The organism is Maribacter luteocoastalis, assembly GCF_048890225.1.
Lineage (GTDB): Bacteria > Bacteroidota > Bacteroidia > Flavobacteriales > Flavobacteriaceae > Maribacter > Maribacter luteocoastalis.
This window is the reverse complement of the sequence record NZ_JBMFZG010000001.1, coordinates 353,419-366,281: the sequence shown is the minus strand read 5'-3', so window position 1 is coordinate 366,281 and position 12,863 is coordinate 353,419. Positions and strand designations below refer to the sequence as shown.

The following is a 12,863-nucleotide window of genomic DNA, read 5'->3' as shown; positions in this document are numbered from 1 at the left end:
GAATAATTTACATTTGCCCAACATCAAAACTATTATAATGAATATACCATCAGAATTAAAATATACTAAAGACCACGAGTGGGTTAGGATAGAAGGTGATACGGCTACGGTTGGTATTACCGATTTTGCGCAAGGTGAATTGGGCGATATTGTTTATGTTGAGGTCGATACATTAGATGAAACTTTAGATAGGGAAGAGGTATTTGGTACTGTTGAAGCCGTAAAGACGGTTTCTGATTTGTTTTTGCCTTTAACAGGGGAGATAGTCGCTTTTAATGAAACCTTGGAAGATGAGCCGGAAAAAGTGAACACCGATCCATATGGCGAAGGTTGGATGGTAAAGATAAAATTCAGTAATTCAGATGAATTGGACGATTTATTAAGTGATGGGGATTACAAGGAATTGATAGGTGCTTAAAAACATAATTTTTAGAATACTATTTATAGGCTGGTTGGTGTTTGTGACATTTTCCAGCTTATTTTCTTTTTCTGGGGTAGATGCCACCGAATTAAATGTCCCTAATCTAGACAAATTGGTGCATTTTACCTTTTATTTTGGTATGGTGTTTCTTGGGACTTTGGCAATAAAGGAACATTTGGGTAAGCAATTCAAGTTGGCAAAAACGCTTTTTACAATGGTTCTTTTGTCTATTTTATATGGCATAATTATTGAGCTTGTACAATATAGTTTTACAGAGAATAGACAAGGCGATTTTTTTGATGCAATTGCGAATACAGTAGGTGCCTTAGTAGGAATGTTTGTTGCTAAGTACTTGATTTCCCGTAGTTGGCCGTTAAAATGAAAATTTTAATTGCATAGTAATGAATTTATTAATTAAATTAGCAATCACTAAATTGAATAGATATGGAACCTAAAAAGAATCCAAAGGCGGATTTGACCAAGAATAGCAGTTTATACTTCGTTGTTGGTTTGGCCGCTGTAATGCTACTTACCTATGTGGCGTTTGAATGGAAAACGTATGATGAAACAAATGATTATGATATCTCCATGAATGTGGATGATTTGTTGGATGAAGAAGTTCCTATGACGGAGCAAATTAAAACTCCACCACCACCACCACCACCTGCGGCACCTGAAATTATTGAGGTTGTTGAGGATGAGGAGGAAGTTGAGGAAACGGTGATCGAATCTACAGAAACTAGTCAAGAGGAAGAAATTATAGAAGTTGATGATGTGGAAGTAGAAGAGGTAGAGGAAGATGTAGATGTTCCTTTCGCGGTAATTGAGGATGTTCCTGTTTTTCCTGGTTGTGAGCGGGAAAGTGATAAACGTGCCTGTTTTAACTCTATGATGCAAAAACACATTAGCAAAAACTTCCGTTATCCTGAAATTGCCCAAGAAATGGGTGTTCAAGGTAGGGTGAGCGTTATGTTTGTTATCCAAAAAGATGGAAGCATTGGTAATGTTAGAATGCGTGGACCAGATAAAAACTTGGAGAAAGAAGCAGAAAGGATTATAAGTAAACTGCCTAAAATGACTCCTGGAAAACAAAGGGGTAGAGCAGTAAGGGTTCCATTTAGTATCCCAATAACATTTAAGTTGCAATAAAACTTTATTGTAATATATAGTATATGAAAATCCCGAACTAAATAGTTCGGGATTTTTTATTATAGGAAAATAGAAATTCTTTAGTTACTCAAATTTAATAGAAATACACTCCTTTGGTTGCAGATCCATTGCTTTGGCGTTATCTTTGCACACCTATTTTTAAGTACTAATGAAGACTGCTGTTAGCGCCGCAAAAAACAATACCATAGCTTTGATTTTTGCAGATTTTAAGGAGATTACTAAGGCAAGGCTGGCAATAAGCGTGGTTTTTTCATCAATTGCGGGTTATTTTCTAGGAGCATATGAATTAAGTGCAGTTTCTATTCTTTTATTGGCATTTGGTGGCTACTGTATGGTCGGAGCCAGTAATGCATATAATCAGGTTATTGAGAAAGATTTGGATGCGTTGATGCAACGTACCAAAAATAGACCAATACCTTCTGGAAGAATGTCTGTTAAAATGGCCATGCTCATTGCCATTGTTCTTACTGTCTTAGGTGTGGTTTCGTTGTATTTCCTTAACCCAAAAACAGCCATGTTTGGCGCTATTTCTATATTTCTTTATACAAGTGTATATACGCCCTTAAAAACAAAAACACCGCTTTCTGTATTTGTTGGAGCTTTTCCTGGGGCAATACCTTTTATGCTTGGCTGGGTAGCAGCAACAAACGAATTTGGTATTGAACCTGGAACGTTGTTTATGATCCAGTTTTTTTGGCAATTTCCTCATTTTTGGGCTTTAGGTTGGATGTTGGATGATGATTATCGTAAAGGTGGTTTTAAAATGTTGCCCACTGGTAAAAAAGACAAGGGAACTGTTGTTCAGATAATAATGTATACCATTTGGATGATACTTATTTCGGTAATACCTGTATTTGGAATAACAGGAAGGTTGCAGCTATCTGAATTTTCTGCAATTCTTGTAGGTTTAATGGGTCTGGGAATGCTCCTTTTTGCTTTAAGGTTGTTTATTGGGATGGATAATGTTTCCGCTAGAAAATTAATGTTGGCAAGCGTAAGTTATATTACGTTGATGCAAATAGTTTATGTAATTGATAAATATATCAGAGTAGGATGGATTTAACACAAGGTACAGCTAAAGATAAGAATGCCAGGGCAAAAAAAATGATGCTTTGGTTTGGGATTGTTAGCTTATTAATGGGCTTTGCTGGTTGGACCAGTGCCTATATAGTAAGTAGTTCAAGGGAAGATTGGGTAAGTGGTATCGTTTTGCCTAATTCGTTCTATTTCAGTATGGCAGTCATAATCATAAGTAGTCTAACCTATATCCTTGCCAAAAAGGCCGTAAAGGAAAATAATCAAAAACTGGGCACTACTTATTTATTATTAACATTAGTATTTGGTATAGTATTCATTATACTACAATTCAACGGGTTTTCACAAATGGTAGCAGAAGGGTATTATTTTACTGGGCCAACCAGTACTATAAAAATGTCCTATATTTTTTTGATCGCCATGGTTCACATAGTGCACGTAGTTGCTGGAATTATTTCGCTCTTAGTAGTGTTATATAATCAAAATAAAGGTAAATATTCACCAACAGAAAATTTGGGGATTACATTAGGAGCCACTTTTTGGCATTTTTTAGACCTTTTATGGGTGTACCTAGTGGTGTTTATGACCTTTGTAAAGTGATAATTTGCAACAAAAAAAGTTTTGATTGTAATTCAGCTTTTATATAGTTGAAAAAAATGTAAATTTGCTAAAGTTTTATTAAAACGATAAATCAGTTTATGGATACGACGGTTACAACGGGAACGGAAGGAAGCGTTTGGGGAGGCGGTAATAGACCTCTTGGTGCTAGTTATGGTAAATTAATGATGTGGTTTTTCCTAGTTTCGGATGCCCTTACTTTTTCAGGATTTTTGGCAGCTTATGGCTTTTCAAGATTTAAATTTATTGAAACTTGGCCAATTGCCGATGAGGTATTTACCCATGTACCCTTCTTCCATGGAAATTATCCTATGATTTATGTGGCATTTATGACGTTTATATTGATTATGTCTTCTGTAACCATGGTATTAGCTGTAGACGCTGGTCATAAAATGAAACAAACAGCAGTTATTTGGTATATGTTTGCCACAATAATTGGAGGTGCCATATTCGTTGGCTCCCAAGCTTGGGAATGGGCTACGTTTATTGGTGGTGATTATGGTGCTGTAGAGACCAAAGGAGGTAGAATTTTACAGTTTGTCAAAGCGGATACAGGTGAAAGGGCAGCTTTAGCTGATTTTTCCAAAACGATAGCAGATGATCGAGAGGCACATGAAAGAAAAAATGGTATCTGGTTTTATGACGAAGGTTCATTACCCTCATATTCGTTAAATGAGGTAATCACTGGTTTTAAGGCTAATCCTAATATTCTTGTTCGAACAGAAACTATTGGAGAAGATGGGGAGAAAACACTATTATCACGTCAAGAGTCATTGAGTATTTTAAACAATGCAACACAGGTAGTAGAAGGTGCTAATCTTATTCATAATGAATATGGTAGCAGGTTATTCGCGGATTTCTTCTTCTTTATAACCGGATTTCACGGATTTCACGTATTCTCTGGGGTTGTAATAAACCTTATCATATTTTTCAACGTTGTAATTGGTACATACGAAAGAAGAGGTCATTATGAAATGGTGGAGAAAGTAGGGCTCTATTGGCACTTCGTAGATTTAGTTTGGGTATTTGTATTCACCTTTTTCTATTTGGTATAACTTAAATATTATTCAAGAATATATTGTATTATGGCACACGATCATAAATTGGAAATTTTTAGAGGCTTGTTGAAATTCAAGTCTAACACACAGAAAATATGGGGTGTTTTAACTTTTTTAACTTTTGTTACGGCAATAGAAGTTGTTTTAGGTATACTTAAACCAGCAGCATTGACAGACTCCTATTTTCTTGGAATGAAGTTATTGAACTGGATATTCATAATCCTTACTTTAGTAAAGGCCTATTATATTGCTTGGGACTTTATGCACTTAAGAGATGAGAAAACTGCTTTGCGAAGAGCTATAGTTTGGACACCAATATTTTTAGTAATTTATTTGGTTTTTATCTTATTAGTGGAAGCAGATTATATTTATAATGTTTATAAAGATGGTTTCGTTTCTTGGAACTTCTAAGATATTATTAACAGTATACAAAGACGGTTTTATGACCGTCTTTTTTTATTTTTGTAGGGTTCGTACAATCCGATGTGTCTCGGTTTTATATAATATCACTGTGCTCCCATACTTATTTATCTTGGTTTAAATGAAGAAAACTATTGTTCTTGTTATATTGTTTGTCCTCCCAATAGTGGCATATCTTTTCTTTGCGTCTGGTGTAAATAATTTTGGAAAGTTACCTGTACTAACTGAAAAGATTAATGAAGATGTCTTATTGGAAACCTCGGTCGAATTAAAAAATAATATTACCGTTCTTGGTTTTTTGGGAGATGATATACATCTAAAAAAAGGGAATGCCTTTAATCTCAATCAGAAGATATACAAGAGATTTTACGAGTTTAAGGATTTTCAATTTGTCATGATACTGCCCGTTGGTAACGAAGAAAAGGTGGTGGAACTTAAACAAGAACTTTCCAGTCTTGTTGATATAGTTAAATGGAACTTTGTTTTTTTAGAGCCTACAAAAATTAAAATCTTGTTCAATTCCCTAGAAACAGATTTAACCTTAGATGATAAATTGGGGACACCATATGTTTTTATTATAGATAAGGATAACAATTTACGTGGTAGGACTTCTGATAAAGATGAAGGCACCAAATATGGTTTTAACACCAATTCTGTGGCTGATTTGAATAATAAAATGGAAGACGATGTTAAAATAATTCTTGCGGAATATAGATTGGCGCTAAAGAAGAACAATGCAAACCGCACTAACAAATGAATAAAAAATACACCTACGTTTGGGTTTCCTTGGTTATTTTAATTTTTGGAATTATAGTGGTTCCCAAAATTGTAGACAGGCTAAAACAGGGTACGATGGTAGAAAATGACCGTATGAATGTAGGAAAGCCATCTTCAGGATTATCCTATGTTATATTGAATAACAAAAAAAGAAAAGTACCTGCATTTCAATTTATTGACCAAGATAGTTTGCTGGTAACAGATAAGGATTATTTTGGCAAGGTGTATTTGGTAGAATTCTTTTTTACATCATGTCCAAGTATTTGTCCGGTAATGACCAAGAATTTGGTAGCGCTACAGGACTATTTTATAGATCAAGATGAATTTGGGGTTGCCTCGTTTACAATTACACCAAAATATGATACTCCCGAGGTATTAAAAGGATATGCAGAAAAGTATGGTATAACGGATTTAGATTGGCATTTGTTAACCGGTGATAAGGATGAAATTTATCAACTGGCGAATAGCGGATTCAATATATTTGCTGCAGAAATGCCTGATGCCCCAGGTGGATTTGAACATTCAGGTCTTTTTGCCCTAGTGGATAAACAAGGATATATTCGTTCAAGAAAAGATGAATTTGGCAACCCGATAGTGTATTACCGTGGTGCCATAACAGAGGAAATGGGTGAGAACGATCAGGGAGAAAAGGAGCAAATAAGTGCGTTGAAAGAGGATATTAAAAAATTGTTGGAAGAATAAAATGGAAAGTACAGCTTTGAAGAAGAAGAGATTTAATCTTTTAATTACCATAACATCTGTGGTAATACCTATAGTAGTGGCCTTATTGTTTGCGATAAAAATTCCGAATGTAGAACCACTTTCCTTTCTGCCACCGATTTACGCCGCAATCAATGGCTTAACGGCGGTTTTATTGTTGACAGCAGTTTGGGCTGTTAAAAAAGGGAATCAGTCATTGCATCAAAAATTAATGACAACCAACATTATATTGTCCTTAGTATTTTTGGTAATGTATATTGCGTATCACATGACTTCAGATTCTACTGCTTTTGGCGGAGAGGGTGTTGTGGGTTATGTTTACTATTTTATTTTAATTACACATATTGTATTGTCCATTGCACTTATACCTCTGGTGTTACGCACGTATTCCCATGCTTATCTTAAGGATTATATAAGCCATAAGGCCTTAGCTAGATATACATTTCCAATTTGGTTGTACGTTGCGGTTACAGGTGTTATAGTATATCTAATGATTTCGCCGTATTATGTCCACTAGTACTAAAACTGTTGTATTGCAAAGTGATTCAAAAGCTATGGGATTTTTAAGGCTTTCACATATTTCTTCGCTGTTGATCATTATCTTTTTAATGGTTCCTTCATTGTCAGAAGCTCAGTGCGCAATGTGTCGTGCAGTACTGGAAAGTGAGGAATCTGGCAATGCGGCAGAAGGCATCAATAATGGCATTGTTTATTTAATGGCAATTCCCTATGTATTGGTAGCTGGTCTCTTCTATTTTATTTATCGCAGGATGCGCACTTAACATAATTTTATAATTTTAACATTTTTTTTCTTTCGATTGTGTAACATTGTGTGGATTAGGTAGTCATACCTATGTACAATACTTGTATTGTGCTCATCAATCAATCAAAATCAATCAACATGTTCGATCTAGAACGATGGCAAGAAATTTTCGATACTATTCGGAAAAATAAATTGCGAACTTTCCTAACAGGCTTATCTGTTGCATCTGGTATTTTCATACTTGTTATTTTATTAGGATTTGGTCAAGGCATGCAGAACGGCATAGCCTTAGAATTTGAGGAGGATGCCGCAACCAGTGTCTGGGTTTGGCCGGGTGTCACATCTAAAGGGTATAAAGGATTAAATCCAGGTAGGCGTATTCAGTTGCGAAATGAGAATTATGATTTTGCCGCAAACCTACTTGACGATAAGATTGAAAACAAATCACCTAGACTTTTCGTGCGTGATGCCTTTGTGAATTATGGTAAAGAATCCTTGGCATATGGCATACAAGGCATATCACATCAATTTCAGTTTATAGAGAACGAGTTTATATCAAACGGTAGATTTCTTAACTACACCGATGAAGCCACAAAGGCCAAGGTTGCCGTAATAGGCAATAAGATAAAAAGAGAGGTTTTTAAGGATACTTTAAATCCCATTGGTGAGTATTTGGATATTTCTGGTATACCTTTTAAAATTATTGGGGTATATGGGGATGTTGGTGGTGAAAGGGAAGAGGAACGAATTTTTATTCCAATTAGCACCGCGCAACAGGTTTTTAACGGGGCGGATCATATCAACAATATGGCCTATACCCTACCACCAGCCGAGAATTTTGAGGCCGCGGTGCAACAATCCATTAAATTTAAAAACGAATTGCAGACTTATTTACAACAGGCCCATACGGTTGCGCCAGATGATACAAGTGCGATACATGTCTGGAACCCAATGGAGGAAGCAAAGCGATTTTATAGCCTAATGGGTGGTATTAAGTTCTTCTTTTGGTTTGTAGGGGTTTGCACTATTATAGCTGGGGTTGTAGGGGTAAGTAATATTATGCTAATCGTTGTAAAAGAGCGTACCAGGGAAATAGGTATTAGAAAAGCACTGGGAGCCAAACCATGGTCTATTGTTGGAATGATTTTACATGAATCCATATTTGTGACAGCCATAGCAGGGTTTACGGGTCTTATTGTAAGTATGGGCTTATTGGAGATTGTAGGTCCTCATGTGGAAGTGGACTATGTGGTTAATCCATCGGTAAATTTCAATGTAGCGTTAACCACTGTTTTTGTGCTCATTTTTGCTGGAGCAATAGCAGGTTTTTTTCCGGCGTGGCGAGCGGCGAAAGTTCATGTGATAGAAGCTTTAAGGGATGAATAGTTATAGGTCATCATTACTGAATTTCTATTTGGAAGTTAAATTATCAACCAATAAAATTTGTCATGTTCAATAAAGATCGTTGGAAAGAAATTATAGAAGTACTCTCTAGCAATGTTTTTAGAACACTGGCAACGGCCTTTGGTGTGGGGTGGGGGATATTTATACTAATCATCCTTTTGGCTGCCGGTAAAGGTTTGGAAAATGGAATACGGGCAGATTTTGGCGACATTGCGACCAATACCATGTTTATGTGGTCCCGAAATACTACTAAGCCCTACAAGGGTTTGCCAAAGGGTAGACGCTATAGTTTTAAACTGGAGGACGTAACAGCAATCAATGATAAAGTGCCTAATCTTAGGTTTATTTCACCACGTAATCAATTAGGAGGTTTTGGAGGGGGCAATAATGTGGTGAGGGGACTGAAAACGGGTGCGTATAACGTATATGGAGATTATCCGGAAATAATTAAGCAGGAGCCTATGACCATTACCGCAGGGCGATTTATAAATCAGAATGATATCAATGATAAACGTAAAATAGCGATTATTGGAGAGGGTGTTAAAAATGAATTATATGATAAAGGAGAAGAAGTGTTGGGAACCTATGTCAAAATTCAGGGGGTCAATTTCATGGTGGTTGGAAGCTATAAGAAGAAAAACAATAATGGTGATGGTGAGGAAGGTCAAAAAGAAATATTTGTTCCTTTTACGGCTTTTTCACAAGCCTTTAATACAGGAAATGATGTTGGATGGATGGCTATTACAGCAAATGACGGTAGTTCAATTTCCAATTTAAAGGAAACGATTGTTAACGTAGTAAAGGAGAATAGAAAAATACACCCAGATGATGAAAGGGCCGTTGGGTATTTTGATTTGTATGAGCAGTTTAACCGAGTAGAGAGTTTATTCGGTGCACTACGGTGGGTGGCATATTTTGTAGGGGTTTTGGTATTACTGTCGGGAATTATTGGGGTAAGTAATATTATGCTAATTGTAATTAAGGAACGTACCAAAGAAATTGGGATACGAAGAGCTCTTGGAGAAGACCCTTGGTCTATTAAAAAGCAAATATTAATGGAATCTATTTTTTTGACGATTATGTCAGGTATGGCTGGAATTATTTTTGGGGCAGCGTTTATCTATGGCATCAATGCCGTTTTAGATGCAATTGGGCCTGTAGATATGTTCATAAACCCAAGTGTTAGTCTAGGTGTAGTTGTGGTAGCATTGTTCATATTGGTCGTATCAGGATTATTGGCAGGTTTCATCCCAGCACAAAGTGCCATAAAAGTTAGGCCCATAGAAGCTTTAAGAACAGAATAATAATATCAATCATAAACAGTAAACCAATCAAAAAATGAAAAAATCATTAACAATAGCCATACTTCTTATAATCTTCATAGCCTTTGGTGGGTCTATGTACTATTTGTATCAAAAGAATGCAGAAGACCCTGTTGTCTATAAAACAGAACAACCTTCTAAACAAACCATTATTAAAAAGACCATGGCTACCGGAAGTATATTGCCGTTAGAAGAGGTTTTGATCAAGCCAAATATATCTGGTGTGATAGAAGAGATATATGTAGAAGGTGGTGATTTTGTGAAATCTGGCGATTTACTGTGCAAGATAAAAGTGGTGCCCAACTTAAACGCGTTAAATGATGCTAGAAATAGTATTGATGAGGCTAAAATTGCATTGGATGATCAAAAACGAAATCTGCAAAGACAAACCTTACTTTTTGATAAGGGAGTTGTTTCAAAAGTAGATTTAGAAAGGGCTCAAGTAAGTTACGACCAAGCTAAACAATCTTATGCTGCCGCTAATAAAAGGTATGATATTGTTAAAACGGGTACCACTTCGGGTTATGGCAATGCAGCCAATACCCTAATCAGGGCAACCGTAAGTGGGATGGTATTGGAAGTGCCGGTGGAAGTGGGGAATCAAGTTATTGAGAGTAATAATTTTAATGAAGGTACTACCATTGCTGCTATTGCAGATGTAGAGAAAATGATATTTGAAGGAAAGGTTGATGAGTCTGAAGTGGGAAAAATAAAGGAAGACTTGCCATTGGAAATTACGGTAGGCGCAATTGAGGATTTGGTGTTTGATGCGGTTCTGGATTACATTGCGCCAAAAGGTAAAGAAGAGAATGGTGCTATCCAATTTGAGATCAAAGGAACATTAAAGCGTCAAGATAGTGTATTTATAAGAGCAGGTCTAAGTGCCAATGCATCCATTATCTTGGCCCGCGCCGATAGCGTTTTGTCAATTAAGGAAGCATTAGTGCAGTTTGATGATAAAACCAAAAAACCATTTGTGGAAATAGAAACAGGCGACCAACAGTTTGAGCGTAGGGATGTTGAGTTGGGTATTGGTGATGGAATTCATGTTGAAATAAAATCAGGTATAGTGGCCAATGAAAAAATCAAGGTGTGGAATGAGGTTAAGCCTGATGAATTTGCACAGAATTAAATTAATTAAAAATAATACAATATTCATGTAACAATTTAAACCATGTTAAGTCTAATGCACAGACGTTACTTCGTTAATTGTTCAAAATAATAACCAACATGATTGAAATTAAAAATCTTCATAAGTCCTATAAAATGGGCAAAAATTCACTCCATGTATTAAAAGGCATCAATTTTAATGTAGAGGAAGGAGAGCTGGTAGCTATAATGGGGTCATCTGGATCTGGTAAATCTACCTTACTTAATATTCTTGGAATGTTGGATAGCTCAGATTCTGGAGAATATATTTTGGATGGCGTACCGATCAAGGATTTAAATGAAACTAAAGCAGCTAGATATCGAAATAAGTTTTTGGGTTTTGTATTTCAGTCCTTTAATCTAATCAATTATAAAAGTGCTGCGGAAAATGTGGCACTACCGTTGTATTATCAAAAAGTAAACAGAAAGGAAAGACAGGAAAAGGCGCTAAAGTATCTAGAACAAGTGGGTTTAAAGGAGTGGGCTACACATTTGCCCAGTGAACTTTCTGGTGGTCAAAAACAGCGTGTTGCCATTGCCCGTGCCATGGCTGCGGAGCCCAAGGTATTGTTGGCAGATGAACCTACAGGTGCTTTGGATAGCAAAACATCCTATGAGGTAATGGACTTGATCCAGAAAATAAACGATCAAGGCAACACCATACTAATTGTAACCCATGAACCGGATATAGCCGATATGTGCAAGCGTATTGTGCATTTAAAGGATGGAGTTATAATTGAGGACAAAAAAATAGAACAGGTTAGGGCTGAGCAATATGTTTGATACGGATATTTGGCAGGAGATATTTCACAGTATCAAGAACAACAAATTAAGGACATTCTTGACCGGATTTTCCGTGGGTTGGGGTATTTTTATTTTAGTGCTCTTACTGGCTTCTGTAAATGGTATGCAAAACGGATTTACTGGACAATTTAGTGATGATGCTACTAATTCTATTTTTATCCGTACCGGAACAACATCTATTGCCTACGGCGGGTTTGAAGCTGGTAGAAGAATCCAGTTGACCAATGAAGATGTTGATTATATTAAAAAAAGTTTTCCTAAAGATGTTGAATACATCAGTCCTAGGATATATCAAAATATTTCGGCAAGATATAAAAGTGAAACAGGTAGCTATAATGTGCAAGCCGTATATCCTGAGCATCAGATTATTGAAAAGACCATAGTTAATAAAGGACGTTTTATCAATACCAATGATCAATTAAATAAATCAAAGGTTGCGGTAATTGGAAGAAAAGTAGCGGAGGATTTATTTAAAAAGGAAGATCCCATTGGGAAATTTGTAGAGTTTAATGGCTTGCCTTTTAGGGTTATTGGAACATTTACTGATGATGGCGATGATAATGCCGAGCGGAATATTTATGCTCCCACCAGTACGTTTCAACGAATTTATGGACAGACTGATGAGATTAATCAAATCGCACTGACCTATAACCCCAATTACGACCTCACCAAGGCCTTGGAGTTTTCAGGACGATTGGAAAGTGTATTCAAAAGAAGGTTTAAGGTTGCTCCTCAAGATCAAGCTGGGATTAGGGTTTTTAATTACGCCGAGATTTTTGAGAATATTAGCAATTTTACTGGCGGTCTAGATATTGCCGCCATCATTGTTGGTCTACTTATTTTATTGGCAGGTATCGTGGGTATTGGGAATATTATGGTGTTTATAATCAAAGAGAGAACTAAAGAAATTGGCGTAAGAAAGGCTTTGGGCGCAGAACCGTGGCAAATAATTAAGTTAGTACTTTTTGAATCAGTTTTTATTACCACGTTATCTGGTTTTATTGGTTTAACAATAGCTACGGGCCTCTTGGCTTTGGTTGGTCCAAGTATTAAATCTGATGCATTCGCAAACCCTTCTGTTAGTATGTCTACTGTGGTAACTGCTACAATTATATTGGTAGTTGCTGGGGTAATGGCAGGGTTGATTCCAGCAATGAAAGCCGCAAAAGTTAAACCTATAGTAGCACTAAGCGATAAATAAT

The 12,863-nt window shown here is 36.4% G+C and carries 16 protein-coding genes; all 16 read left to right on the top strand.

The genetic code is table 11. The features are described 5' to 3' along the window. Positions 1-37 precede the first annotated feature (37 nt). Entirely contained in the window at positions 38-418 is a 381-nt protein-coding gene (gene gcvH / locus ACOCEA_RS01610; protein WP_420754445.1) for a glycine cleavage system protein GcvH, read from the top strand. After that, positions 411-803: a VanZ family protein gene (locus ACOCEA_RS01605; protein ID WP_420754444.1), complete on the top strand. Its 393-nt coding sequence runs from the start codon at positions 411-413 to the stop codon at positions 801-803. Before gcvH ends, ACOCEA_RS01605 begins: the two co-directional genes overlap by 8 nt. Positions 804-865: 62 nt before the next feature. Beyond that, complete coding sequence (locus tag ACOCEA_RS01600; protein ID WP_420754443.1) at positions 866-1,570, top strand: energy transducer TonB; 705 nt, start codon at positions 866-868, stop codon at positions 1,568-1,570. Between the two features lie 169 nt (positions 1,571-1,739). Then, positions 1,740-2,654, top strand: a complete 915-nt coding sequence (cyoE, locus tag ACOCEA_RS01595; protein WP_420754442.1) for a heme o synthase — start codon at positions 1,740-1,742, stop codon at positions 2,652-2,654. Further along, positions 2,645-3,226 carry a cytochrome c oxidase subunit 3 gene (locus ACOCEA_RS01590; RefSeq protein WP_420754441.1) on the top strand — a complete coding sequence of 194 codons (582 nt, stop codon included), beginning with the start codon at positions 2,645-2,647 and terminating at the stop codon, positions 3,224-3,226. The genes cyoE and ACOCEA_RS01590 overlap by 10 nt, the downstream gene beginning before the upstream one ends. 98 nt (positions 3,227-3,324) lie before the next feature. Then, positions 3,325-4,299, top strand: a complete 975-nt coding sequence (locus tag ACOCEA_RS01585) for a cytochrome c oxidase subunit 3 (RefSeq protein WP_420754440.1) — start codon at positions 3,325-3,327, stop codon at positions 4,297-4,299. 30 nt (positions 4,300-4,329) lie between these two features. Beyond that, positions 4,330-4,713: a cytochrome C oxidase subunit IV family protein gene (locus tag ACOCEA_RS01580; RefSeq protein WP_420754439.1), complete on the top strand. Its 384-nt coding sequence runs from the start codon at positions 4,330-4,332 to the stop codon at positions 4,711-4,713. A 130-nt stretch (positions 4,714-4,843) separates the two neighbouring features. Continuing rightward, positions 4,844-5,479, top strand: coding sequence for a hypothetical protein (locus ACOCEA_RS01575; protein ID WP_420754438.1), 636 nt, complete (start codon positions 4,844-4,846; stop codon positions 5,477-5,479). After that, positions 5,476-6,201, top strand: coding sequence for an SCO family protein (locus ACOCEA_RS01570; protein WP_420754437.1), 726 nt, complete (start codon positions 5,476-5,478; stop codon positions 6,199-6,201). Before ACOCEA_RS01575 ends, ACOCEA_RS01570 begins: the two co-directional genes overlap by 4 nt. Before the next feature lies 1 nt (position 6,202). Continuing rightward, on the top strand, positions 6,203-6,736 hold the full coding sequence (locus ACOCEA_RS01565) for a DUF420 domain-containing protein (protein ID WP_420754436.1): 534 nt from the start codon (positions 6,203-6,205) through the stop codon (positions 6,734-6,736). Then, positions 6,726-7,001, top strand: a complete 276-nt coding sequence (locus ACOCEA_RS01560; protein ID WP_420755036.1) for a hypothetical protein — start codon at positions 6,726-6,728, stop codon at positions 6,999-7,001. The genes ACOCEA_RS01565 and ACOCEA_RS01560 overlap by 11 nt, the downstream gene beginning before the upstream one ends. A 119-nt stretch (positions 7,002-7,120) precedes the next feature. Next, positions 7,121-8,368, top strand: coding sequence for an ABC transporter permease (locus tag ACOCEA_RS01555; RefSeq protein WP_420754435.1), 1,248 nt, complete (start codon positions 7,121-7,123; stop codon positions 8,366-8,368). A 62-nt stretch (positions 8,369-8,430) separates the two neighbouring features. Next, positions 8,431-9,690 carry an ABC transporter permease gene (locus ACOCEA_RS01550; RefSeq protein ID WP_420754434.1) on the top strand — a complete coding sequence of 420 codons (1,260 nt, stop codon included), beginning with the start codon at positions 8,431-8,433 and terminating at the stop codon, positions 9,688-9,690. 34 nt (positions 9,691-9,724) lie between these two features. Next, complete coding sequence (locus tag ACOCEA_RS01545) at positions 9,725-10,840, top strand: efflux RND transporter periplasmic adaptor subunit (protein WP_420754433.1); 1,116 nt, start codon at positions 9,725-9,727, stop codon at positions 10,838-10,840. 98 nt (positions 10,841-10,938) lie between these two features. Further along, positions 10,939-11,640, top strand: coding sequence for an ABC transporter ATP-binding protein (locus ACOCEA_RS01540; RefSeq protein WP_420754432.1), 702 nt, complete (start codon positions 10,939-10,941; stop codon positions 11,638-11,640). Then, positions 11,633-12,862 (top strand): ABC transporter permease, encoded by a 1,230-nt coding sequence (locus ACOCEA_RS01535; protein WP_420754431.1) that lies wholly within the window; start codon positions 11,633-11,635, stop codon positions 12,860-12,862. Before ACOCEA_RS01540 ends, ACOCEA_RS01535 begins: the two co-directional genes overlap by 8 nt. Position 12,863: the final 1 nt, after the last annotated feature.